Raw genomic sequence first — 24,370 nt, 5'->3', positions numbered from 1 at the left:
CATTTTTTTCTTTAAAAGCTATGCTTGCAATGAAACTCAGAAACTTATTCGTAGGAGCCCTATTGCTCTTGGCCGCAACGGCACAAGCGCAGATGGAAGCTACCATTCCCAACGACCCCGACGTAAGAATCGGCCGGTTGAGCAACGGACTTACCTACTACATTCGCCACAACAATTGGCCCGAACACCGTGCTAACTTCTACATCGCGCAGAAAGTAGGCTCCATTCAGGAGGAAGAGAACCAGCGGGGACTGGCCCACTTCTTGGAACACATGGCCTTCAATGGCTCCGACAACTTCAAGGGTAACAACCTTATAGAGTGGTGTCGCTCGAAAGGTATCGAGTTCGGAAGCGACCTCAATGCCTACACGGGTATCGACCAGACGGTGTACAACATCGACAACGTGCCCACGACAACGCAGTCCACGCTCGACTCATGCTTGCTCATCCTGCGCGACTGGTCGACCGGTCTGACCCTCGACCCCAAGGAAATAGACAAGGAACGCGGCGTTATCCACTCCGAATGGCGCGATCGCACCAGCCCCACCAACCGCATGTTTGAACGCAACCTGCCGGCGCTCTACCCCGGAAGCAAGTACGGTTTGCGCTTCCCCATCGGCCTCATGAGCGTCGTCGACAACTTTAAGCCGAAGGAATTGCGCGACTATTACGAGAAATGGTACCACCCCAACCACCAAGGAATCTTCATTGTGGGCGACGTGGACGTGGACCATACCGAGGCCATGATCAAGAAACTCTTTGGCAATATCAAGAATCCGGCCAACAGCGCGCCCATCGTGGACGAGCCGGTACCCGACAACGCCGAGCCCATCGTCATCATCGACAAGGACAAGGAGTACCAGCAATCGGCCGTGGAAATGATGATCAAGCACGACCCTTTCCCCGACTCACTGAAGAACAACATATCTTATATAGTTTACAAGTTTGCCCGCAACGCCGCCATCAGCATGCTCAACAACCGCTTTGTCGAAGCGGCGCAGAAGGAAGACTGCCCCTTCGTGGGTGCCGGCGTGAGCGATGACGACTATATCTTCGCCAAGACCAAGGCCGCTTTTGGTATCAACGCCATGCCGAAGGACATCACCAAGTGTGCCGACGCCCTGCAGGCAGCCTACATGGAAGTGCTGCGGGCCGTGAAGTTTGGCTTCACCGCCACCGAGTTCGCACGCTACAAAGCCAACTTCGAGAGCACTTTGGAAAAGGTATATAGCAACAAGGACAAGCGCAGCAATACCTCTTTCTTCGAGGAATACAAAGGTCATTTCCTCAACAATGAGCCTATTCCGTCAATCGACTACGAATACCAGACCGCCAAGCAGATACTGCCGATGATTCCGCTGGAAGCCATCAACCAGATACTGCCCGAGCTCGTGCCTGCCAACGACAGCAACATCGTGATCGTAAACTTCAACAACGAGAAGGAAGGCAACGTATATCCCACCCGTCAGCAGCTCGTTGGCGCCATCGCCGCGGCCCGTACCGCCGAGCTCACTCCCTACACCGACAACGTGAAGAGCGAGCCCCTCATCAAGCAACTGCCCAAGGCCGGAAAGGTGAAGAAAGAGGAAAAGAACACCAAATTTGGCTATAGCAAACTCACATTGTCAAACGGTGTGCGTGTCATCCTCAAGAAAACCGATTTCAAGAAAGACCAAGTAAGCCTTTCGGGACGAGGCGGCAAGGGTAATTCCGCCTACGGTTTGACCGATTATGTGAACACCAAACTCTTCGATGACGTCATCGACAACAGCGGACTGGGTAACTTCAGCGTTACCGAGCTGGGCAAGGCCATGGCCGGAAAGATAGCCAACGCGTCGCTGTCGATGAGCGAGCGCATGATGAATGTCAGCGGTAGCTCCACCCCGAAAGACGTAGAGACGATGTTGCAGCTCGTTTATCTCTACTTCACCGACATCAGAAAAGACGACAAGTCGTTCAACACGCTCATGCAGCAGATGGAGGTTGGCCTGAAGAACCGTGACCTCTCATGGGAAACAGCCTTTGGAGATTCCGTAAACTATGCTCTCTACGACCACAGTCCTTTCGTGCGTCCGCTCGTCCTGAACGACCTCAAGAGCGTCAGCTACGACCGCATCCTGCAAATGGCCAAGGAGCGCACGGCCAACGCCGCGGGCTGGGAATTCGAGATAATCGGCAACTTTGACGAGGCAACCATCCGTCCGCTCATCTGCCAATACTTGGGTGCGCTGCCCGCGAAGGGCAAGGGTGAGAAGGGCATGCGCCGCATCAACTTCACCAAGAAGAACGTGGATAACACCTTCTATCGCAAGATGGAGACACCGAAGGCCAACTCTTACATCTTCTGGTTGAGCCAACAGATTCCTTACACGCTCGAAAAGACCATTCAGATGGATATGGCCGGTCAGGTATTGTCGATGGTTTACCTCAACAAGATTCGTGAAGAAGCCGGCGCGGCCTACTCTTGTGGAGCGCAGGGCGGCCTGTCTATCAGCTCAGACGGTATCAGCACCACGCAGCTTGTAGGTATTTGTCCGATGAAACCCGAGAAAAAAGACATGGCACTCAGCATTATGAATTCCGCCGTTAAGGAGCTTGGAGAAAGTTGCGACGCCGAAATGCTCAACAAAGTAAAGCAACTCATGCTCAAGCAGGCCGATGATCGCCTGAAGACCAATGGCTATTGGGCCAACATCATCTACGCTTACGAGCACACGGGCTTTGACAACCACACCAACTACAAGGCTTTGGTAGAAGCCCAGACACCGGCCAAGGTTTCGGCCATGGTCAAGGAATTGCTCTCCAAGGCTAACAAGGTAGCGGTTGTTATCTTGCCCGAGGAAATCAAGAAGTAATCGGTTGGGCGATAGCAATATCACAGATTACCGATAAAAAAATCACATAAAAGAAAAGCATTGCTTCCTCCCTTTGAGCGAAGCAATGCTTTTTTATTTTATCCTTCCCGCCTAATCAGCGAGCAAGGACTTTCTTTCCATTTTGTGAAAATCACCATTTGGCCCGATAACAGTGGCCTAACGTTGCGTTACTTTGATGTCCGCAGCGAAATTATCTACCGCAACATCTAAATAAAGAGTTCGTTTTTTCCCCGTAGTATTGGGAGTTGCGGCCAGCTTAAATTCGGTCATTCCCTTTCTATATTTGACAGTCAGCCATTCGTAAGACACCATAATCGTGTCATTTTCTCCATCCTCAAGCCTTCCATTTCCATTCCCATCATAGTCCGAAATCGTTATATGATAAAAACTTTCTGTCCCTGAGCAGATGGTTGAACCACCTTCTTTTCCAAACATAACATTATAAGGAAAACCATAATTAGCCGGGGGAGTACACGATGTAAAGAGGCATAACACGGTTAAAAAAATAAACAATATTCTTGCTTTCATGGATGATTTATATAGATTTAGATACATGATGACTTGTTATTTTGAGCTTATCTTACCTTATAGAGCATGGTTGTCGTAACGCTTAACGGCCTTGACGAACCACTGCAAATATACGCTTTTAAAACCATTTGCCAAATATTAAAAGACATAAATAGCTTGCAAGTAATCCAAAATAGTAGTAACTTTGCAGCGAATTCATTTATTAGGTATAACATTTGTGGAAGAATTTGGCTGCTTGCAACCACATAAAAAAATGCTAAAACTGCAAAATCACCCTCAGATTTTACGGTTACTTGGTGTTATTCCACGCTTAAAAAAGTAATGGAAATATGAGTTATTTATTTTCTTCAGAGTCGGTTTCCGAAGGACATCCCGACAAAGTATCCGACCAAATATCGGATGCGCTCCTCGATCAGTTTCTCGCTTACGATGAACAATCACACTGTGCCATTGAGACTTTCTGCACAACAGGGCAGGTAGTCATCATGGGTGAGGTGCGTTCATCGGAGTATATCGACCTGCAAAACATCGCCCGCCAGACCATCAAAAAGATTGGTTACACGAAGGCCGAGTACCAGTTTGACGGCGATTCGTGCGGCATTCTCACGGCCATTCATGAGCAGAGCGACGACATCAACCGTGGTGTGAGCCGTCAGGATGAGGACGAGCAGGGCGCCGGCGACCAAGGCATGATGTTTGGTTATGCCACCAATGAGACCGAAAGTTACATGCCCGTGTCGCTCGACTTGTCGCATCTTATCATGAAAGTTTTGGCCGACATTCGCCGCGAAGGCAAGGAAATGACCTATCTGCGCCCCGACTCCAAGAGTCAAGTGACGATAGAATATGACGACGACAACACACCCCGGCGCATCGACACCATCGTCGTGAGTACACAGCACGATGAGTTCATGGATGACGACGAGGCCATGCTGGCCAAGATTGAGGCCGATGTACGCAACATTCTGATACCTCGTGTAAAGGCAGAGTGCGGCGACAAGGTGCTGGCTCTCTTCAATGACGACATCAAATACCACGTTAATCCCACCGGAAAATTCGTTATCGGCGGCCCACATGGCGACACCGGTCTCACGGGTCGTAAGATTATCGTCGACACCTATGGTGGAAAGGGCGCCCACGGTGGCGGTGCTTTCTCGGGCAAAGACCCCTCTAAGGTCGACCGTTCGGCAGCCTACGCCGCACGCTACATAGCCAAGAACATGGTGGCAGCGGGCGTGGCCGACGAAATGTTGGTGCAATTGGCCTATGCCATTGGCGTGGCCCAACCCGTGAGCGTCTATGTCAACACCTACGGACGCAGCAACGTGAAGATGGCAGACAACGAAATCGCCGAGCGTATCAAGCAACTCTTCGATCTTCGTCCCAAGGCTATCGAGCGCATGTTGAAGCTCCGTCAGCCCATGTATTTGGAGACCGCGGCCTACGGACACATGGGAAGGAAGAACGAAACAGTGAAAAAGACCTTCACAAGTCGCTATCATGAGACGAAGACTATCGACGTGGAACTCTTCACTTGGGAGAAACTCGACCGTGTGGAGGACATCAAGAAATGTTTTGGTTGCTAAGCAGCGATAAGCTCATTGTACAACGATTGAACTTTCATTGCGCACCGACAAGACTTTGATTATTACATAAGATGAAAGGGGAAACAGCCTTTTCCCTTTCATCTTCCTTATCTTTCATCAATTCATCGCCCCCATCCCATCACCCCGACAATTTATCTCGTCACCCCAACAACCTGCCTCCCCATCCTTCAAACCGATTCCATAATAACCGAGGTCGCCACTACTGTTCAACCCATAGCCACGCGACACAGAGGACAGCCCACACCGGCAGAGATACTGCGGCGGCTGCCCAAGGACGCCACGCCCGAACAGCAAGACTCCGCCATACAAGCCAACATCAAGCCACAAGTAATCCATTGGAGCCAACGACCCGACACCTTGCACCTGCCGGGCCAGCCTATCGGCAAGAGTTATCGTGACGTGAGCCTGCCACAATACTACAAGGAATCGTTCTTTTCCAAGGATTCCCTTTTCCACCCCGAGCTTACCGGCGGCCGATTGGGCGTGGCCGGTGACCCCGTACCCTACACGCCGGCCAACGACAATCTCATAACCGGTATTTTATTTGGCATTTTCATTCTGGCCCTCATCGCCTTACGACGGCTCAAGGGCTTCATCAAGCGTCAGGCCAAGGACTTCTTTTATATCCCCCGAAACGAGTCCACAACCCAAACAGAGACATCGGGCGAGATACGTTTTCAGATATTCCTCCTCCTTCAGACAAGCCTCCTGCTGGCCCTCATCTACTTCTTCAGCAAGTTCAACGTGGCCACCGACACCTTCATCGTCGAACAATATCAGGCCATCGGCATTTATGGAGGGCTTATCATAGCCTATTTCCTGCTGAAATTCATAGCCTACGGATTCACCAATTGGGTGTTCTTTGAGCGCCGTCTCAACGGTAGGTGGATACGGTCGCTGCTCTTCCTCATTTCCGTTCAGGGAATGCTGCTTTTTCCCATCGTGATGTTACAAGTGTATTTCAGCCTAAGTATCAAGACCGTAAGCATTTATACGTATTTCGTAATAATATTATTTAAATTGCTAACCTTTTACAAGAGCCACGTTATCTTTTTCAAACGAAAAGGGGCTTTTCTGCAAAATATTTTGTACTTTTGTGCCCTCGAAATAGTACCATTACTCTCGCTTTACGGAGCATTGGCGCTAACCAATAGTTATTTGAAGATAAATTATTAGGACATAGATGATAAAGAAAATCCTCGTTTCCCAGCCAAAACCTTCGAGTGAGAAGTCTCCTTACTTCGATATAGCTAAAAAGAACAAGGTAGAAATGGTTTTCAGACCTTTCTTCAAAGTAGAGGGAATCACCGCAAAAGAGTTCCGCCAGCAGAAAATAAGTCTTCTCAACTATACCGCAGTTGTCTTTACGTCACGCCATGCCATTGACAATTATTTCAAATTGGCCAAGGAATTGCGCATAACCATCCCCGAAGAAATGAAATATTTCTGCGTAACGGAGACCATAGCGCTGTATATTCAAAAGTACACTCAGTATCGCAAACGCAAGATTTTCTTCGGAACGACGGGCAAAATCGACGATCTTATTCCTTCAATGACAAAGCATAAGACCGAGAAATACCTCATTCCATTGAGCAATGTGCACAATGACAATGTGAAGAACCTACTCGACGCCAAGAAACTTAACCACACCGAATGCGTCATGTTCCGCACGGTGAGCGACGACCTGACCGAAGAAGAAATCAAGAATTTCGACTATGACATGCTCGTATTCTTCAGTCCTACCGGCGTGAAAGCCTTAAAGAAGAACTTTCCCGACTTCAAACAAGGCAACATCAAGATAGCCGCTTTCGGTCCGGCCACGGCCAAGACCATCGAGGAAGAAGGCCTCAAGCTCGACCTTCAGGCACCCAGCAAGGAATACCCCTCTATGTCGAGCGCCCTCGAAGTTTATTTGTCAAAGCACAAATAAGCCGCGCCCATCGGGCTAATTATCCCTTGTTTTATTGTTACAGATGGCAGAAAAGGAAAAAAATACGTTGTCAAAAGAGGAACGCATCTACAGTCTCAGCCTGATAGATGACTTGTTCAAGGGTGGAAAAAGCCGCTCCATGACCGTTTTTCCACTTAGAGCCATCTACAAATCATGGGATGATGACGCCACCGACGCCGGATTCCAAGCCGCCACTCTTTGTCCCAAAATGCTCATCAGCGTACCAAAGAAGCATTTTCATCACGCTGTTGACCGCAACCGTGTCAAGCGACAAGTGCGCGAAGCCTTCCGAAAGAACAAGCAACTACTGAAAGGTCGCAACGTGGCCATCGCTTTTATATGGCTTGCCAACGCCCATGCCGACTCAAGCCTGATAGAAAAGAATGTCGTAACTATATTACAACGAATCAGCGAGAAGATATGAATGTCCTGAAAAATGTGCTGCACGGCATAACAAAAGCTTTGGTATGGCTGCTTATGCTGCCCATTTTGTTCTATCAGCATTTCATCAGTCCCTTCACTCCTCCTTCGTGTCGATTCACTCCAACCTGCTCCGAATACGCCCGACAAGCCCTCATCAAGCATGGACCCATCAAGGGATTGGCCTTGGCGATATGGCGAATACTAAGATGCAACCCATGGGGTGGCAGCGGATATGACCCGGTGCCGTAAGTTTCCCGCAAGGGGCCCCGCTCACTAATACAATCATCATAGCCAACAAGACACGATAAGCAAACGACTTGTTGGCTTACAAAGAAGAAACAAAAAACAATGACAAAGAATTTTGTTGAAGAACTGAAATGGCGTGGTATGCTGGCTCAGATCATGCCGGGAACAGAAGAGTATCTCCAGAAAAACATGGTCTCGGCTTATTTAGGCACCGACCCTACAGCCGACTCGCTCCACATCGGCCACCTTTGTGGCATTATGATGTTGCGCCATCTGCAGCGTTGCGGCCACAAACCCTACCTCCTCGTAGGCGGCGCGACAGGCATGATTGGCGACCCATCGGGCAAAAGTCAGGAACGCAACCTGCTCGATTCTGAAACACTATACCATAACCAAGAAGCCATCAAACGGCAAGTGGCCAAGTTCCTCGACTTCGATGGCACCGCGCCTAACAAGGCCGAGCTGGTCAATAACTACGACTGGATGAAGGAATTTACCTTCCTCGACTTCGCACGTGAGGTCGGTAAGCACATCACCGTCAACTACATGATGGCTAAGGACAGCGTAAAGAAGCGCTTGAATGGCGAAGCCAGCGACGGACTGTCGTTCACCGAGTTTACCTATCAACTGCTCCAAGGCTACGACTTCCTCTATCAGTATCAGAAATATGGCGTTCGTTTGCAATTGGGTGGCAACGACCAATGGGGTAACATGACCACCGGTACGGAGTTGATACGCCGTACCTTGGGCAACGACGCCGAGGCTTTCTGCCTCACTTGCCCACTTATCACCAAGGCAGACGGCAAGAAGTTCGGCAAGACAGAGAGCGGAAACGTGTGGCTCGATCGCAATCGTACCACCCCGTATGCCTTCTATCAGTTCTGGCTTAACGTGAGTGACAGCGACGCCGAGCGCTATATCAAGATATTCACCGACCTCGACAAGGAGACCATTGACGCCCTCGTGGCCGAGCACTTGCAAGACCCGGGCCGCCGTATGCTTCAGAAGCGACTGGCCGAAGAAGTGACCACGATGGTTCATTCCAAGGAAGATCTCGACATGGCAATAGCTGCCAGCAACATTCTTTTCGGCAAAGCGACGAAGGAAAGTTTGGCCCGGCTCGACGAAGCCACGCTCAACGACGTATTCAAAGACGTGCCCCACTACGAGCTTTCCAAGGAAGAACTCGGTAATCCGGCCGTAGACATGTTCTGCAAGGAGGGTTGGGACATCTTCCCCAGCAAGAGTGAAATGCGCAAGATGGTGAAAGGCGGCGGCGTAAGCCTCAACAAGGAGAAGCTGACAGCCTTTGACCAGCCCATCACCGCCGATGACCTCATCGATGGAAAATACCTGCTCGTACAGCGAGGTAAGAAAAACTATTACCTGATTAGCGTGAAATAGATTTCTTAATCTGTTTCTTCAAATAGAGACCATACGCTTCCGCAGACCCGCCAATCACTTATCCGGCGGACCTGCGGAGCCTATGGTCTTTCTTTATAGTAATTAATTCTCAATATTCATATACGCTTTATGACCCACTCCAAACGTTCCGACATTCGCCAAGGCTTTATCTTCTACCTGATGGCTGTGGCCGTCTTGGCAATCATTTTGTTCACTTACATCTTCAATGGCGCCAGCACAGAGGTGATGACCGCCCTCGGCTGGACCTACTTCGCGGCTTCCTGCCTTACCCACAGCGCCATTCTCCTGCTGCCGGCCTTCCTCCTTTTCCAGCTCCTGCCCACCCTTTTGGGCTGCCACCGACGGTGGATAAACCTGCCGGTGAGCCTTTTCTACGGCATTATATTCATATTGGCAGTGGCCAATAACTACGTTTACAACATTTACCACTTCCACATCAACGGCCTCGTTTTGGAAATGCTGACCGGTCCGGGCGCCTCGGAGATATTCGTATTTCCACCCTTGCTCTATGCCAAAGCCATCGCCTTATCGTTGCTGCTCATGGCTACGCCCTTCCTGCTGTGGTGGTTGAGCGTCCGCGTCAATAACCGTTTGTCCCACGCCCACATCTATAAATACAGTCTGCCGGCCCTCCTCGCCACGGCTGTTTTCTCACAAGCAGCCCACGTTTACGGCGCAGCCACCATGAACGCGGCCATCGTTGAGAGTACCGACGCGGTGCCTTACTACTTCCCTTTGCGGGCCAACAAACTGTTGGTAAAAATGGGAATCATCGATCAAAGCACCCTGAGCCAACTGCGTTTCAAGAGTAGCGGGTCGACGGTGGTTTATCCGCTGCTTCCCCTGAAGGTGAAACAACCCGATGAACAACTCAACATCGTACTGCTCTGCATCGACTCATGGAACCCTCGCACGATGACAAAAGCCTGCACACCCCACATCCATGACTTTGCCCAACAAGCCGAGCAATACACCCACCACCTCAGTTCGAGCAACGGAACGCGCGGCGGTCTCTTCGGCATGTTCACCGGATTGCCGGCTTATTATTGGAAAAGTTTTGAGTATGCCAACATCCAACCCCTCTTCATTGAGCAGCTTCTCAAGGCCGGCTACAAGGTACAAGCCTACCCCAGCGCCACCTTCGAGAACCCACCTTTCGCCAAGATGTTCTTCGGAAACGTGAAAGGGCTCAACATCAACACCCCCGGCGACACGCCCTACCAGCGTGACCTGCGCATTAACAGCGACTTCTTGGCCGACCTCGACCGCTACGACGGCCGTCAACCTTTCTTCTCGTTCGTGTTCTACGACGCCGCCCACGCCATCGAAGTGCCCAAGAACAAGCAGTTCCATTTCCAACCCTCATGGGAATATATCGACTACATGAAGCTCAACAACGACATCGATCCCACGCCGGCTTTCAACCTTTACCGCAATTGCGTGGCCGAGATCGACTCGCTCATAGGCCTCACCCTCGACAAACTGAAGCAGAAAGACCTGCTCCGCAACACCGTCGTCATCATCACGGGTGACCACGGACAAGAGTTCAACGAGAACCACTGCAACTACTGGGGCCACTCTTCCAACTACTCACAGTGGCAGATTCACGTGCCCCTCATTTACTATTACCCCGGTTGCAAGCCCGCCCTGCGCCATCACCGCACCACGCATTACGACCTGTCGCCCACCTTGCTCCATCAAGTTCTCGGCGTGCAGAATCCGCCTTCCGACCTATCGATGGGCCACTACCTCCACGACACGGCGCCACGCGACTGGCACCTGACGGGCAACGACCTCTATTACGCCTTCACACTCCTCGACGGCACCATCGTGGAAAAGCACGGAACGGGTCGCCTGAAGATACTCGACAAGCACATGAAGCCCACTCCCGACTACCCGCTCAACGCCCGCAAACTACAAGAAGCCATACATAATATGAACCGCTTTTTCAAGTAAACCGTGAGCATTTCGGGGCTAATAGGCACTCGTTAGCGATAAAAAAGGGCGAAAAAATTTGGTAGTGGTCAAAAAATCAACTACCTTTGCACCCACAATTCTCCCACGGAGGATTCTTCATGTTTGTCCTATGGTGTAATGGTAGCACTAGAGTTTTTGGTTCTCTCAGTCGTGGTTCGAATCCGCGTAGGACAACATAACGAAGCGCCAAGCAATAGATTATCTATTTGCTTGGCGCTTTTTTAATGCTTTTTCATAATTTCTTACTCGATAGGAGTTTCATTATTGTTTTCCCTCTGACCGGCCTCAACCTTTTGACAGAAAGCCCCATCAAACACAGTTTTTATCCTATCAAAGATACAACTTCTAATAATAATCTGTATATTTGCTATTTGATAGCAATCGCCCACCTATATTTCAATAAAGACATGGACCTAAACAACGAAATCATCATTTATCAAAGTGAAGATGGCAAAACCCAACTTGAAGTCAAAGTGGAGGGAGAAACCGTATGGCTCAGCACCAAACAGATGGCCGATCTCTTCGATAAAGAAGAGTCAAACATCCGTCGCCACGTCAGCAATGTGTTTAAAGAAGGTGAGTTAACGCGTGAGAATAACGTGCATTTTTTGCACGTTAATGGCGTTAAAAAGCCAGTTCCCTACTATACGCTCGATGTTATCATCTCCGTAGGTTACCGTGTTCACAGCCCAAAAGGAGTTCGTTTTCGCCAATGGGCCAACCACATCTTAAAGCAATATCTCATCAAAGGATACGCCATTAACGAGCGTATGCGCAAACAACAGTTGGCCGAGCTCCGCCAACTTGTGCAGGTAGTGGGCCGAACCATCGGGCAACAGCCCATCCCCACGACCGATGAAAGCCATGCCCTTTTCGATGTCGTACTCGACTATACCTACGCCCTCGACACGCTCGACGACTACGACTACCAACGGCTCAGCATAGACCAAACTACCAAGGAAGAATCTTTCCACGCCACCTATGCCGGCGCCATGCACGAGATAAACCTGCTGCGAGAGAAGTTCGGCGGCTCAACGCTCTTCGGAAACGAAAAAGACGATTCCTTCAAAAGCTCCATCGGACAAATCTACCAAACCTTTGCCGGAACGGAACTCTACCCCAGCGTGGAGGAGAAAGCGGCCATGCTACTCTACCTTGTCACGAAGAATCATAGTTTCTCAGATGGAAACAAACGTATAGCCGCCACCCTTTTCCTTTGGTTTATGCACAACAACGGCATTCTTTATCGCCCCGATGGCTCCAAACGCATTGCCGACAATACCCTCGTAGCCCTCACCCTGATGATTGCCGAAAGCCGAACGGAGGAAAAAGATGTCATGGTAAAAGTGGTGGTAAACCTCATTAATAAAAGCAACTGACAGCACCTCACCCATACCACCAGCACAGCCAAGCACCAAAAAGTCGGCCTTTCGCAGGGTCAAAGCAGGCTTTTTACTGCGTCAAAGCTATCCTTTCGCAGGCTCACAGCTGCCCTTTCATCGGGTGAAAGGGCAGCTTTGGGAAAACCGCTCGTCAAGGGCTATCAGCCCGGCATAAGCCGGGCGGCGTTATCAGACTAGTCGGACCAGTCTGACTATGACAGCGGGGGCAATGCCCCCTCACCCAACCGGCACTTCATCCCATCACCTTTAAAAAGAAACCATTCACCCCCTCACCTCCCCACCCCAACAACCGGCCGAAGGCCCTTCATCCTCCCAACTCCCCAACGGGCCATAGGCCCTCCCCCCATTTCCTCCCCCAAAAACTTGCCGCAACAGCCATTTTTCCTTAAATTTGCAACCACAACCCTGCCCACCCATAAACCGGCAGGCCCACAAATGCCCCCACATACATTTAATAATAAAGGATGGGAAGAAACAAATACGCACAGAAAGAGATTGACGCCATCAGCCGGTTGCTGCGGCTCAAAAATGCCGGCAACCGCATGCAACAGAAAAATATACGCCATGACCTGCGCGTAGATTACGAATTCAATATTTCCGACTTCAACGAGCCGGGCAAGGCTTTCGGCCCCGATGAGCTGCAAGAGGCCATCCGCCGAGGTGCCATCGAGATTCTCGACGACGCCACCATAGCCAATATGAAGGCCAAACGACAGCGTGACAAGGAGCGCGACAAGGCCCAACGACAGCAGCAAGCCATAGCCGACGGAGCCACAGACTGGCAGCAGGCCATGGCCGAATGGCAGGATTGGGAGCAACAACAAGCCCAAGCCTCCGACCAACAAACCAAAAAATAAAAAACCGAAGTAGGGGTTTTCGTTTACTATCGTGTTATGAGGATAGGAAGCCACGCCGCAAGTGGCTTTTCAGAAAGAAAGTAATAACTCATAAAAATAGTAAACGTATGAAAATGAAATTAGCAATGCTGTCCCTATGTTTGGCAGCCGGCCTCACGCAGGCATTCGCGCTCAACAGCGGCTACGACGACCTCGAGCAGCGCCATGAGCTTCGTATTGGCTACAGCGACGGCCTTACCCTCGCCACAGCCTCCATCTGGGGAATCGGTCTGGGCGACGCCGTGACCGGCACAACCCGCACCGACGAAACCACCACGGGCGTGGTAGGACTGGGCTACCGCTACCACCTCAACCGCTTCCGGGTGGGCCTCGACCTCGGTTTCGCCACCGTCTCAAGCAAGTTCGACCACGCCGGCAGCAAGCAAAAAGACATCAAGCAAACCCAACAAAACTTCATCGTGCTGCCCGTAGGCGAAATGATTTATTTCAAGCAAGGCATAGTTGAGCTTTACGGATCGGCCGCCGCAGGTGTTGACTTCACCCGTACCAAGGAGAAAGGACTCACCGAAGCCGGCAAGACCAACGCGCAAAAGAAGGCCACAACCTCCACCGACTTCGCCTTTCAGGTGAACCCCATCGCCATCCGACTGGGCAACAATCACATCGGAGGCTTCGTAGAGGCAGGACTGGGCTACAAAGGTTTCATCACCGGCGGCGTCAGCCTGAAATTCTAAGAAGGCCGTGTCAGGACAAAAAGATGGCACGATGAGGGGATGAAAAAAGACATGAAAAGGGTTGACAGATGATAAGATGAGGTGATGAAAAAAGAAAAATAAACACCATACCGGCGCCGTTTCCCACCATCCATCCTCAATTTTCCCCCTCAAATTCTACTCACACAAAATAATGAAGACCGATAGGAAAATACTTTTTCAGCAACGATTTGAACGCTATTACCCCGTTCTGTGCCACATAGCTGCCGGCTATCTGCCCGATAGCGACGACTGTGAAGACGTCGTTCAAGAGCTGTTTATCAGCATGTGGAACCAAGGGCGCGACGACATGGAGGAAAAAGCATTTCTCGCCTATCTGAAAACAGCCACACGCAACAACTGCATCTCGTTCCTGCGACGCCGACAACGGCTGCAAACAGTCTCCACCGACGATGAGTCCGCACGCCACCTGACCGACACGTCGGACACTGACCGCCCCAAGGACTATGGCTCATTGCTCGACACTTTGCTGGAACAAATGCCGCCAAAATGCCGGGAAGTCTTCATGATGAGCAAGATACAGAAAATGAAATACAAAGAGATAGCCACGGCATTAAACATCTCGGAAAAAACAGTAGAGAACCACATAGGCAAGGCCATACGCATCATCAGGACCTATGCCGCCCAAAATCCCACGCTCACAATCGTGGCCCTATGCTCACAAATTATCAATCTCGGTTTATGGAACATTCATTAAATATTGACGAAATACTGGCCCGCCACATGGCAGGAGAGCCCCTCGACGCCGCCGAACAGCAGGTGCTCGATGCCTACATGGCCGACAATGGCGACGAATACCGGCGCCTCACCGACATCATGGGCCGCCTCGACAAGGCCGAACGCCATATCCATGTAGACACCATCGCCGCATGGCACAAGATAGAAGGCCGCCTTAACGACGCGAAACGGCCTGCCCTGCGCTTCAAGCTCAGCCCACTGTGGATGGCAGCGGCCATGTTGCTGCTCATCGTAGGCTTCGGATTTTATCGCCAGCTTACCGATGTGCCGACGCTCACTTTGGCCAACAACACCACCGAAACAAAGGAGTACCGGCTGCCCGACGGCTCTACGCTCAAGCTCTATCCTAACGCCACGCTGGCCTACACGGTATCGGAGCGCAAGGCAGAGCGCACCGTGGAACTCACGGGCAAGGCCTTCTTCGACGTGAAACACAACGGACAGTCGTTCACGGTCAATGCCGGACAGCTTCAGGTAGAGGTCCTTGGCACCTCATTTGCCGTGGACGCCACCCACGAGGGCCGGGAACAAGTGAGTGTCAGCACGGGCCGCGTGCTCGTCAAGACCCAAGACGAGGAGACCGTACTCACCCGCGGACAGCGTGTAAACGTCAGTCAGGGCCACATGAAGAAAGACTCCGCGGGCACCGACGAGCAGCAAGCGGTCTTCATTTTCAAGGACACGCCCATCAAGACGGCCATCGACAAGATAGAGAAAACCATGGATATTAAAATAGAAATGGCCCCCGAGCTCGACAACAACAACCGCATTACCACCCAAATCAAATCGACCGACCCGTCGGAAGTCATCAGGGAGCTGACCCTTCTCTGCAACTGCCGTTACGATTCCATATCACCCATTCACTATAAATTACGCCCATAAGAACACTTTGCTCAGATTTCTAATATCGATCATGCTGACATTGGCCTCCATTGGGGCCCGTGCTCAAGCCTCAGTGGCGGAAGAGGTGCTTCGCGTTAAGCCCTCTTCGGCCACTGTGCAGGTATGGTTCAACCGCATAGAGAAAGAAGGGCACATCGTATTATCCTACAACCCGGCGCTCATTCGCATGGATGACGTCGTTACCCTACGGCGCGGAGGCACGGTCACCATAAGCCGCCTGCTCTCCAAAATACTACATGGCTACCCCTATAAGCTGGTCAACATGCCGGGCCGCAAGCTGCTCATACAAGTAAGAACGGGCGCGGCCAATAGCGACGGCGACGCTGCCACGGCGCAGGAGCAGCAACCCTTGGCAGGCCTCACGGGCATAGTGAGCGAGGCCGGCAGCAATGAGAAACTCTTGGGAGCCACCATCATCCTGACCGACGAGGGCGGACAGCACCATTATGCCGTGACGGGGCCCGACGGATCGTTCTACATCACCACGCCGCCCGGCCTATGTCGGCTCGATGTTCACTACATGGGCTACGCCCCATACGCCAAGACCATCGACCTCAAAGGCAACCGCCATGTCGGCGTGGCGCTCTCTCCCATCTCCTTCGCCATCAAGGCCGTCACCGTGGAACGCCGCAAGAGCATGGAGGAACTCGACGAGGTGGCGCCGAGCAACATGGTGGCTTTCAGCCATTCCGACCTATTCTCGCAGATCAAGATATTGCCCGGCGTGTCGGCCATGTCAGCTAATATGGACATACATGCCAACGGTGGGTCGAGCGATGAGAACCTCTATCTGCTCGAAGGCTTCCCCGTTTACAACCCGGGGCACATCAATTCCATGTTCAGTCCGTTCAATGGCGACGTGCTCAAGAGCGTTTCGTTCTACAACGGCTTCATTCCCACGCAGTACGAGGGCCGCCTCTCGTCGGTCATCGACTCACGGTTGCGCGACGGCAACAAGGAAAACTACGTCAACACCTTGTCACTCGACATGCCGGCAGCCTCGGCCGTGCTCGAAGGACCCATCATCAAGAACAAGCTATCCTACATCATTGGCGGCCGGCGGAGCTGGCTCGACTTCCTCGACAAGTATCTTTCGGAGGAAGACCGCATGAACCATAACGCCCACGACTTCAATCTTAAGTTGTCACTCAGCCTCGACTCGCTGACATCGGTATCGTTCTCGGCCTATAACTCCACCGATAAATATTACTCATCCGAGGAAGACAACAAGCAATCGACCCTGCATTGGAACAACCAACTCTACGCCCTCCACTTCAATACCCATATCACCAACACCATCAGCAACGCCACGTCAGTAGCGATGGGTAGCCATAGCAATAAAGCAAATCCCCGCGAATTTGGCATAGAAGACTTAAATATACTAAGCAGCCGCATTAAAAGTATATACATAAACACGCAGTTCACCTACACCCCCGGCCACCTCTACACCATGCGATGGGGCATGAAAGGCGCCATAGAGAAGTACCAAATATCGGCCTTCGGCAAGAAAATGCGCCATCAATGGGAACCTATACAGCAGCTATCACTGTTTTACGATAACCGAGTACGTATCACTCCGCAGCTCTATGCGCAAGTAGGCATTAACTACTTACACTATTTGCCCCGCCATAATCACAAGTTCAACAGCATACAACCTCGGCTTTCCATCAAGTACGCCATTGACGACGACAACCTTGTTTATGCCAATTTCTCACGCATGGAGCAGTTTTTCCACCATGTAGGCATAACCGACATAGTCACACCGTTCGACTTTATCATGCCCAGCATTGAGGGATTCAAGCCCAGCACGGCCACGCACATCGAGATGGGGTGGAAACATTACACGAAACATGGCATACTCGAGCTCTCTGCTTACTACAAAAAGCGGCAGAACCTGCTGGCCCTTCATCCCGATATTAATATAGAAGATGTAGATTGGAACAAATGGATAATGGAGGGAAACGGCGACAGCAAGGGCGTGAGTCTGTACTATTACGACCGATGGAAACGCTGGAAATGGCAGGCTTCTTACACGTTTTCAAAGAGCCGGGAGTGGTTTGACGTGTTGAAACAACGGGGCAAGCTGCCCGCCCTTTACGACGTTCCGCATGTGCTCAACGGCGCCGTGTCGTACGAAATAGGGCGTTCGTCGCTCCTCACCGTGGGCGGCAACCTCCATTCGGGCCGCATCATAGAGAACGACGATTATGACAGTCCCGACCTTTTTGCCACCTTCCGCACCCAACGCGACCCACTGCGCTTCCGCATAGACGCCAGTTACACGTTTCAAAAGGAATTCAAGAAATCGAAACTCTTGCTGCGCTTCGGCCTTTACAACATCCTTGGTAACCCGTCAGAAGAGGAAATGCTCTATTATTTCTCTATCAAAATAAGGGAGCGCCGTGTGCCTTTCGGTACGATTTCATTCAAGTTTTGAGATTTTAGTTGACGAGTGAACGAGTAGACAAGTAAACAAGTTGCTTGTCTTAGTGGACGAGTTGACAAGATACAAGTTAACAAGTTGATGGTTTTAGTTGACAAGTGAACGAGTGAACAAGTAGACGAGTTGTTTGTCTTAGTTGACGAGTTGACGAGATACAAGTTAACAAGTTGATGGTTTTAGTTGACAAGTGAACGAGTGAACAAGTAGACGAGTTGATGGCAATACTCTATGAGTTTTATCTCAAGAGTGCCCTATTGCCTTGCAGAAGCAGTCCTTTAAAGCCATAGAAGCAACTCTTTGACACGCTAAAAGCAGCCTTTTCACAAACAACTTGTTCACTTGTCAACTCGTCTACTCGTCTACTTGTCAACTAAAGACTTGTCAACTTAACAAACAACTCGGCCATAAAAAAAGGACAACCCCATTGGAGTTGTCCTTATATTTTTAGAGAATGATTCTCTTCAATTACTTGTTAACAGCGTCAGCAAGTTCAGCACCGGCCTTAAACTTAGCCACCTTCTTAGCGGCGATAGTAATCTTAGCCTTGGTAGCAGGGTTGATACCTTCGCGAGCAGGACGCTCGTTTACGCTGAAAGTACCGAAGCCTACGAGCTGGATTTTGTCACCGGCAACGAGTGCATCTTTGATAGCTGCTACAGTAGCGTCTAAAGCTTTCTTTGCGTCAGCTTTGCTCAGATTGGCATTAGCTGCAATCTTCTCTACTAATTCTGTCTTGTTCATAATTTGAAGTATTAAATGGTTGTTTATTGCTTATAATCCTCTTAACATTTCGCAAATATAGAGTATTCATTTTACAATTCAAACAAAAAAATGAAAAAAGTGGCATATTTTTTGAAAAATTGTGCTTAACAGCCACATTTTACGGGCTTTATACGATATTTTTAGTAATTTTGCCACGCCGTTTCTACGGCCTTCAACGAAACAAAAAAGTACAATTATGCGCACTATTCCCACCGTCACCCGCAACTTGCTCATCATCAATGTCATTGCTTTTGCACTAACTTACATGGGTGGTGTCGACGCCTACGGAAACTACAAGCTGGGCGATACGCTGGGCCTTCATTTCTTCTTGGCTCCCGATTTTCATTTTTACCAGCTCCTGACCTATATGTTCATGCACGCCACGTTCAGCCACATACTTTTCAATATGTTTGCCTTGTGGATGTTTGGCTGCGTGGTTGAGAACGTATGGGGCCCAAAGAAGTTCCTATTTTATTATATATCGTGCGGCATAGGAGCCGGTTTGGTGCAGGAAATGGCCCAATTCGCCGAGTTCTACATGATGGCTGCCAACCAGATTCCGGGCTTCTCGTTCTCCAACATTGGTGAGGTGGCTCGCAACAGCGCCTCTATGCTTAACTTATGGACCACGGTCGGTGCCTCAGGCGCTATCTATGCCATTCTTTTGGCCTTTGGAATGATATTCCCGGAGGAGCGCATTTTCATTTTCCCACTGCCCATTCCTATCAAAGCCAAGTGGTTCGTCATGCTCTACGCGGGTATAGAACTGTTCTCGGCCATGAGCAACTCGGGCGGTAACGTGGCCCACTTGGCCCACTTGGGAGGTATGATTTTCGGTTTCTTCATGATACGTTATTGGCAGCGCCATCCCACTACGGGCTACGGACGGTCCGATGGTGAGAAGTTCTTTGATAACCTGCGAAACTTTTGGGAGCAGCGAAAGCATGGCAAAAACGACGACCTCAACTATGGACGTGACAACTTCCAATCGGGCAACAGCCACAAAACAGACTGGGATTTCAACGCTCGCAAACAGCGTGAACAAGAAGAAATAGACCACATTCTCGACAAAATTCGCAAGAGCGGATACGACAGTTTGACAGCCGAAGAGAAACAGCGACTGTTTGACAGTAGCAACCGCGGCTCATGATTTCTATGTTTAAACAGCTCAAGAACTTCACGCTGCAAGTCATCACCGGCGCCAATATTGCCACCATAGCCGTCATGCTCATGATAGGTTACTCTGACCGTATCAATCCCGTGAGCCATGGCTACTTGGCCAACGTTGGTCTGCTCTTTCCCGTATTCATGGCTTTGAATATGGGATTTCTCATATTTTGGGTACTCTTCCGGCCCCGCCGTGTCTTCATTCCGGTCATCGGCTACTTGTTGTGCTACGCTCCCGTCAGGGCATACATGCCTTTCAATCCCACGAGCGACGTGCCCCAAGGCGCCATCAAGGTCATGTCATACAACGTATGGAACTTTGCCGGATGGTCATCGCCGCCCGGTACCGACAACGAAATACTCACTTACCTGCGCCAACAAAGAGCTGACATTCTCTGTTTGCAGGAGGCTTCGGATGGCGAAGTGGGCAAAGCCCGTGTCAACGCCGCGCTCGACACGATTTATCCTTACAAAAGAATAGAACAACTCAGCACCTCCGAGACGATAGCACTCTACAGCCGATACCCCATTTTATCGAGTGAGCCCATCGAGTACCTGCCCGAGAACTACCAAAGCATAGCCTACCGACTGAAAATAGACGGCGATACCATCATCGTCATCAACAACCATTTGGAGTCCACCGGCTTCTCACAAGAGGAGAAAGAGCGCTTTCGTACCCTCGTAAAAGGTGAAATGAAAGCCCGCCAAGCCCGCCATGAATCGAGTTTGGTCATACATAAACTGGCCAAAGCCTCGGCCAAGCGCGCCCCGCAGGCTGACGCCTTGGCACGCTACATCAGCAACCACAGCGACAAGAGTATCATCGTTTGTGGCGATTTTAACGACAGTCCCATCTCCTATACCCACCACAAGACGGCCCAAAACCTTACCGACTGCTTCATAGTGACCGGCAACGGACCCGGTATCAGTTACCACCGCAACGGCTTCTTCGTGCGCATTGATAACATCATGTGTTCCAAAGACTGGGAGCCTTACAACTGTCACGTTGACAACAAAATAAAGATCAGCGACCATTATCCAATTTATTGCTGGTTGAAAAGACGTGCAATTCCTTAAAAAATCGAATATTAAGGCACATTTTTTTTAAAACTCCGAAAAAATAATTATCTTTGCACGACTTCTATATAAATAGGTTTATATTAAGTTAACGAAGCGAAAGTATCGAAAAACAATAAATTAATAACATAATAAAACAATGCAAAACAAAGGAATTGTAATTTGTACAGCTGTCCTTCTGACGCTTGCAAGCATTTTCTATTTGTCGTTCTCTGTTGCCACAAGTTACTATGACAACGAGGCCGCAAAGCTGAAAGACCCCATTGCACAGCAGGATTATAAAGACTCTGTGAAGTACATGGGCATTTATTCTTACCAGAAATGCTTGGAGACTCAGATAGGTCTCGGCCTCGATCTGAAAGGTGGTATGAACGTCATTCTTGAGATTTCAGTGCCCGATGTAGTAGAAACATTGGCCGATCACAAGACAGACGTGGCTTTCACCAAATCCATGAAAGAAGCCAGAGCTGAGGAAGAGAGTAGCCAGCAAGACTTCATCACCCTGTTTATTAAAGCCTATAAGAAGAATGCGCCGGGCCATCACTTGGCTGAGATTTTCGCAACCCAGCAATTACAGGGCAAGGTTTCTCCCCAAAGTACCGACAACGAAGTAGAGAAAGTGCTGCGTGAAGAAGTACAGTCGGCCATCGACAACTCATTCAACGTAGTGCGTACACGTATCGATAAGTTCGGTGTGGTTCAGCCAAACATCCAAAAGCTCGAAGGCCAAACGGGCCGTATCATGGTAGAAATGCCGGGTATCAAGGAGCCGGAGCGTATGCGCAAGCTGTTACAAGGTAGCGCCAACCTCGAATTTTGGGAGACTTACAACGCTGAAGAGATTATTCCTTATTTGCAGCAGCTCGACAGTCGCTTGGCCAATGGTGGCAACGAAGCCGACACAGTCAAGGCCGACACTGCCAAAGTAGCCGCCCAGCCCGCAGCCGCAGCTAAGAAAGCAGCTCCTCAATTCAAGTTGAAGAGTGGCAGCGACAAGAAGAATATCGCCGCCAATAACAACTCTGAGATGGAAGCAGCCAAGAAACTTCACCCGCTGTTGGCCATGCTTCAGACCACAGGTCAGAACTCTTTGGCCTTGGTAGGCTACGCCAGCATTCGCGACACGGCTGCCATCAACAAGATTATTTACAGCGCCTTGGCGAAGCAAATCATGCCTTCCGACGTGAAACTCCTTTGGGGTGCCAAGCCCGCCGAAGGCATTCAAGCCAAGAATATCTACGAACTTTACGCCATCAAGGTAACATCTTCTAACGGTCGCGCTCCACTTGAAGGCGACGTAGTTACCGACGCCAGCGACCAATTCAACAACCTGACCGGCTCACCCGAGGTTTCCATGAGCATGAACTCTGAGGGAGCACGCCGTTGGGCAGCCTTAACCAAGGCCAACATCGGCAAGGCCATCGCCATCGTTTTGGACGGCGTGGTATATTCAGCACCCCGTGTGAACGGTGAAATCGACGGCGGTCAGTCATCTATTTCAGGAAACTTCACGATTGAAGATACCAAAGACTTGGCCAACACATTGAAGTCAGGTCGTATGCCGGCCCCTGCCCGCATTGTTCAGGAAGAAGTTGTAGGTCCTACTTTGGGTGCCGCTTCTATCCAGCAGGGTATCGTCTCATTTGCCATCGCTTTTGTTCTGTTGATTATCTACATGGTTGTGATGTACAACCTCATCCCCGGTATGATTGCCAACTGCGCATTGATAATCAACGTTTTCTTCACTTTGGGTATTCTGACGTCGTTCCAAGCGGCGCTAACGATGAGTGGTATCGCCGGTATGGTGCTGTCGTTAGGAACCGCCGTCGACGCTAACGTGCTTATTTATGAGCGTATCAAGGAAGAATTACGCAGCGGCAAGCAGATGAGACAAGCTGTCAGCGCCGGTTACGGCAATGCTTTCAGCGCCATCTTCGACTCAAACTTGACATCATTGATAACCGGTATCATCCTCTACATGTTCGGTACAGGTCCTATCCAAGGCTTTGCCACCACATGGATTATCGGTATTGTCTGCTCATTCTTCAGCGCCGTATATCTTACACGCTTGGTTTATGAGTACAAGCTCAACCACGACAAGTGGATGAACCTGAAGTTCTGGACTTCTATCTCTGAGAACATGATGCAGGACAAGAACTACAAGTTCATGTCAATCTATAAGACAACATTCGGCGTAGCGCTCATTGCCGTTGTCATTTTCTGCGGCAGTTTTGTTGTACGCGGCCTTGCCAAGAGCATTGACTTCACCGGTGGACGCAACTACGTCGTACAGTTTGAGAAATCAACCCAGCCCGAGCAGGTTCGCGCCGTGCTGAACGACATCTTCCCCGGCTGCACATCGAGCGCCCTTTCTTTGGGTACCGACAACAAGACCATCCGTATCTCGACCAACTATAAGATTGAGTCAAACAGCCCATCTGTTGACGACGAGGCCGAGACAATGCTCTATAACGGTTTGAAGAAAGCCGGCATGGTAAGCCAAAAGGACTTAGATAGTTTCAAGAACCCTGACGTTCGCGAGGGTGGTTCCATCATCAGCAGCTCGAAGGTAGGTCCTTCAGTAGCCAAGGATGTAACCTATGGCGCCATCATCAGCGTGCTTATCGCCTTGGCAGCCATCTTCCTTTACATCTTCGTTCGCTTCCGCAACATTGCTTTCTCCGTAGGTTCTACGGTGGCATTGGTGCTCGACGCCCTGACCGTTATCGGCCTCTTCTCGCTGTTGCAAGGCGTATTGCCCTTCTCACTCGAGGTAGACCAGACATTCATCGGTGCCGTGCTGACCGTAATCGGCTACTCTATCAACGACAAGGTGGTGGTGTTCGACCGTATCCGTGAGAACCTCCAGCTCCATCCGAAGCGTGATATTCAGAAGCTCTTCAACGACTCTATCAACCAGACGTTGGCCCGTACCATCAATACATCGTTCTCTACATTGCTCGTATTGCTCGTAATTCTCTTCCTCGGTGGCAAGAGTATTCAGCCATTCGCCTTTGCCATGACGGTCGGTGTAGTATCCGGTACGCTGAGTTCTATCTTCATCGCTTCTCCTATAGCCTACCTCGTGATGGGTCGTAAGATTCAGAATGAAGAATTGGCTGTAGCCGCCGAAAGCAAATAAAGATAATTATTATTTTATCAAAACATATCACTAAAGCCGCATGGGAGTCATTTCTATGCGGCTTTTTTAGTT

At 50.3% G+C, this 24,370-nt stretch carries 20 protein-coding genes; 17 read left to right on the top strand and 3 right to left on the bottom strand.

What is annotated here, in order from left to right:
• Positions 1-29 precede the first annotated feature (29 nt).
• Positions 30-2,855: a M16 family metallopeptidase gene (locus VIR50_RS01600; RefSeq protein ID WP_331933400.1), complete on the top strand. Its 2,826-nt coding sequence runs from the start codon at positions 30-32 to the stop codon at positions 2,853-2,855.
• A gap of 177 nt (positions 2,856-3,032) precedes the next feature.
• Here VIR50_RS01600 and VIR50_RS01595 read toward each other — a convergent pair whose 3' ends face one another.
• The gene (locus tag VIR50_RS01595; protein ID WP_331933399.1) at positions 3,033-3,404 is read right to left on the bottom strand and encodes a BACON domain-containing protein; all 372 of its coding nucleotides are present in this window, start codon (positions 3,402-3,404) and stop codon (positions 3,033-3,035) included.
• Between the two features lie 329 nt (positions 3,405-3,733).
• Between VIR50_RS01595 and metK the strand changes: the two genes are divergently transcribed.
• Entirely contained in the window at positions 3,734-4,990 is a 1,257-nt protein-coding gene (metK, locus tag VIR50_RS01590) for a methionine adenosyltransferase (RefSeq protein WP_331933398.1), read from the top strand.
• 117 nt (positions 4,991-5,107) lie between these two features.
• Here metK and VIR50_RS01585 read toward each other — a convergent pair whose 3' ends face one another.
• Positions 5,108-5,347: a hypothetical protein gene (locus VIR50_RS01585; protein ID WP_331933397.1), complete on the bottom strand. Its 240-nt coding sequence runs from the start codon at positions 5,345-5,347 to the stop codon at positions 5,108-5,110.
• Positions 5,348-5,368: 21 nt separating this feature from the next.
• Here VIR50_RS01585 and VIR50_RS01580 point away from each other — a divergent pair, with 21 nt between their 5' ends.
• From VIR50_RS01580 to VIR50_RS01525, 12 genes are all read left to right on the top strand, one after another.
• Positions 5,369-6,187 (top strand): DUF4271 domain-containing protein, encoded by an 819-nt coding sequence (locus VIR50_RS01580; RefSeq protein ID WP_331933396.1) that lies wholly within the window; start codon positions 5,369-5,371, stop codon positions 6,185-6,187.
• A gap of 7 nt (positions 6,188-6,194) precedes the next feature.
• On the top strand, positions 6,195-6,941 hold the full coding sequence (locus tag VIR50_RS01575; protein ID WP_331933395.1) for a uroporphyrinogen-III synthase: 747 nt from the start codon (positions 6,195-6,197) through the stop codon (positions 6,939-6,941).
• A 43-nt stretch (positions 6,942-6,984) separates the two neighbouring features.
• Positions 6,985-7,386: a ribonuclease P protein component gene (gene rnpA, locus VIR50_RS01570; protein ID WP_331933394.1), complete on the top strand. Its 402-nt coding sequence runs from the start codon at positions 6,985-6,987 to the stop codon at positions 7,384-7,386.
• The gene (gene yidD, locus VIR50_RS01565) at positions 7,383-7,634 is read left to right on the top strand and encodes a membrane protein insertion efficiency factor YidD (RefSeq protein ID WP_331933393.1); all 252 of its coding nucleotides are present in this window, start codon (positions 7,383-7,385) and stop codon (positions 7,632-7,634) included. The genes rnpA and yidD overlap by 4 nt, the downstream gene beginning before the upstream one ends.
• 99 nt (positions 7,635-7,733) lie before the next feature.
• A complete protein-coding gene (gene tyrS / locus VIR50_RS01560) occupies positions 7,734-9,035 on the top strand; it encodes a tyrosine--tRNA ligase (RefSeq protein ID WP_331933392.1) in 1,302 nt (433 codons plus the stop codon).
• A 129-nt stretch (positions 9,036-9,164) separates the two neighbouring features.
• Complete coding sequence (locus tag VIR50_RS01555; protein ID WP_331933391.1) at positions 9,165-11,012, top strand: sulfatase-like hydrolase/transferase; 1,848 nt, start codon at positions 9,165-9,167, stop codon at positions 11,010-11,012.
• A 428-nt stretch (positions 11,013-11,440) separates the two neighbouring features.
• Entirely contained in the window at positions 11,441-12,412 is a 972-nt protein-coding gene (locus tag VIR50_RS01550) for a virulence protein RhuM/Fic/DOC family protein (RefSeq protein ID WP_331933390.1), read from the top strand.
• Between the two features lie 488 nt (positions 12,413-12,900).
• Entirely contained in the window at positions 12,901-13,293 is a 393-nt protein-coding gene (locus VIR50_RS01545) for a hypothetical protein (RefSeq protein ID WP_331933389.1), read from the top strand.
• A gap of 107 nt (positions 13,294-13,400) precedes the next feature.
• The gene (locus VIR50_RS01540) at positions 13,401-14,027 is read left to right on the top strand and encodes a hypothetical protein (protein ID WP_331933388.1); all 627 of its coding nucleotides are present in this window, start codon (positions 13,401-13,403) and stop codon (positions 14,025-14,027) included.
• Between the two features lie 172 nt (positions 14,028-14,199).
• A complete protein-coding gene (locus VIR50_RS01535; RefSeq protein ID WP_331933387.1) occupies positions 14,200-14,763 on the top strand; it encodes an RNA polymerase sigma-70 factor in 564 nt (187 codons plus the stop codon).
• Complete coding sequence (locus VIR50_RS01530) at positions 14,748-15,686, top strand: FecR family protein (RefSeq protein ID WP_331933386.1); 939 nt, start codon at positions 14,748-14,750, stop codon at positions 15,684-15,686. The genes VIR50_RS01535 and VIR50_RS01530 overlap by 16 nt, the downstream gene beginning before the upstream one ends.
• Positions 15,687-15,693: 7 nt before the next feature.
• Positions 15,694-18,144: a TonB-dependent receptor gene (locus VIR50_RS01525; protein ID WP_331933385.1), complete on the top strand. Its 2,451-nt coding sequence runs from the start codon at positions 15,694-15,696 to the stop codon at positions 18,142-18,144.
• 471 nt (positions 18,145-18,615) lie between these two features.
• Here VIR50_RS01525 and VIR50_RS01520 read toward each other — a convergent pair whose 3' ends face one another.
• Positions 18,616-18,891 carry an HU family DNA-binding protein gene (locus VIR50_RS01520; protein ID WP_331933384.1) on the bottom strand — a complete coding sequence of 92 codons (276 nt, stop codon included), beginning with the start codon at positions 18,889-18,891 and terminating at the stop codon, positions 18,616-18,618.
• 217 nt (positions 18,892-19,108) lie between these two features.
• Between VIR50_RS01520 and VIR50_RS01515 the strand changes: the two genes are divergently transcribed.
• From VIR50_RS01515 to secDF, 3 genes are all read left to right on the top strand, one after another.
• The gene (locus VIR50_RS01515) at positions 19,109-20,062 is read left to right on the top strand and encodes a rhomboid family intramembrane serine protease (protein WP_331933383.1); all 954 of its coding nucleotides are present in this window, start codon (positions 19,109-19,111) and stop codon (positions 20,060-20,062) included.
• A 5-nt stretch (positions 20,063-20,067) separates the two neighbouring features.
• The gene (locus VIR50_RS01510; protein WP_331933415.1) at positions 20,068-21,156 is read left to right on the top strand and encodes an endonuclease/exonuclease/phosphatase family protein; all 1,089 of its coding nucleotides are present in this window, start codon (positions 20,068-20,070) and stop codon (positions 21,154-21,156) included.
• 139 nt (positions 21,157-21,295) lie between these two features.
• Positions 21,296-24,298: a protein translocase subunit SecDF gene (secDF, locus tag VIR50_RS01505; RefSeq protein ID WP_331933382.1), complete on the top strand. Its 3,003-nt coding sequence runs from the start codon at positions 21,296-21,298 to the stop codon at positions 24,296-24,298.
• Positions 24,299-24,370: the final 72 nt, after the last annotated feature.

Origin of the sequence: Prevotella sp., assembly GCF_036570325.1 — a bacterium.
In the GTDB taxonomy this organism is placed as follows: domain Bacteria; phylum Bacteroidota; class Bacteroidia; order Bacteroidales; family Bacteroidaceae; genus Prevotella.
This window is presented reverse-complemented; position numbering and strand designations above follow the sequence as displayed.

Coding starts and splice junctions, on each gene's coding strand:
- VIR50_RS01600 (WP_331933400.1), top strand. CDS start 30: ATGAAACTCAGAAACTTATTCGTAGGAGCCCTATTGCTCTTGGCCGCA.
- VIR50_RS01595 (WP_331933399.1), bottom strand. CDS start 3,404: ATGAAAGCAAGAATATTGTTTATTTTTTTAACCGTGTTATGCCTCTTT.
- metK (WP_331933398.1), top strand. CDS start 3,734: ATGAGTTATTTATTTTCTTCAGAGTCGGTTTCCGAAGGACATCCCGAC.
- VIR50_RS01585 (WP_331933397.1), bottom strand. CDS start 5,347: ATGGATTACTTGTGGCTTGATGTTGGCTTGTATGGCGGAGTCTTGCTG.
- VIR50_RS01575 (WP_331933395.1), top strand. CDS start 6,195: ATGATAAAGAAAATCCTCGTTTCCCAGCCAAAACCTTCGAGTGAGAAG.
- rnpA (WP_331933394.1), top strand. CDS start 6,985: ATGGCAGAAAAGGAAAAAAATACGTTGTCAAAAGAGGAACGCATCTAC.
- yidD (WP_331933393.1), top strand. CDS start 7,383: ATGAATGTCCTGAAAAATGTGCTGCACGGCATAACAAAAGCTTTGGTA.
- tyrS (WP_331933392.1), top strand. CDS start 7,734: ATGACAAAGAATTTTGTTGAAGAACTGAAATGGCGTGGTATGCTGGCT.
- VIR50_RS01555 (WP_331933391.1), top strand. CDS start 9,165: ATGACCCACTCCAAACGTTCCGACATTCGCCAAGGCTTTATCTTCTAC.
- VIR50_RS01550 (WP_331933390.1), top strand. CDS start 11,441: ATGGACCTAAACAACGAAATCATCATTTATCAAAGTGAAGATGGCAAA.
- VIR50_RS01545 (WP_331933389.1), top strand. CDS start 12,901: ATGGGAAGAAACAAATACGCACAGAAAGAGATTGACGCCATCAGCCGG.
- VIR50_RS01540 (WP_331933388.1), top strand. CDS start 13,401: ATGAAAATGAAATTAGCAATGCTGTCCCTATGTTTGGCAGCCGGCCTC.
- VIR50_RS01535 (WP_331933387.1), top strand. CDS start 14,200: ATGAAGACCGATAGGAAAATACTTTTTCAGCAACGATTTGAACGCTAT.
- VIR50_RS01530 (WP_331933386.1), top strand. CDS start 14,748: ATGGAACATTCATTAAATATTGACGAAATACTGGCCCGCCACATGGCA.
- VIR50_RS01520 (WP_331933384.1), bottom strand. CDS start 18,891: ATGAACAAGACAGAATTAGTAGAGAAGATTGCAGCTAATGCCAATCTG.
- VIR50_RS01515 (WP_331933383.1), top strand. CDS start 19,109: ATGCGCACTATTCCCACCGTCACCCGCAACTTGCTCATCATCAATGTC.
- VIR50_RS01510 (WP_331933415.1), top strand. CDS start 20,068: ATGTTTAAACAGCTCAAGAACTTCACGCTGCAAGTCATCACCGGCGCC.
- secDF (WP_331933382.1), top strand. CDS start 21,296: ATGCAAAACAAAGGAATTGTAATTTGTACAGCTGTCCTTCTGACGCTT.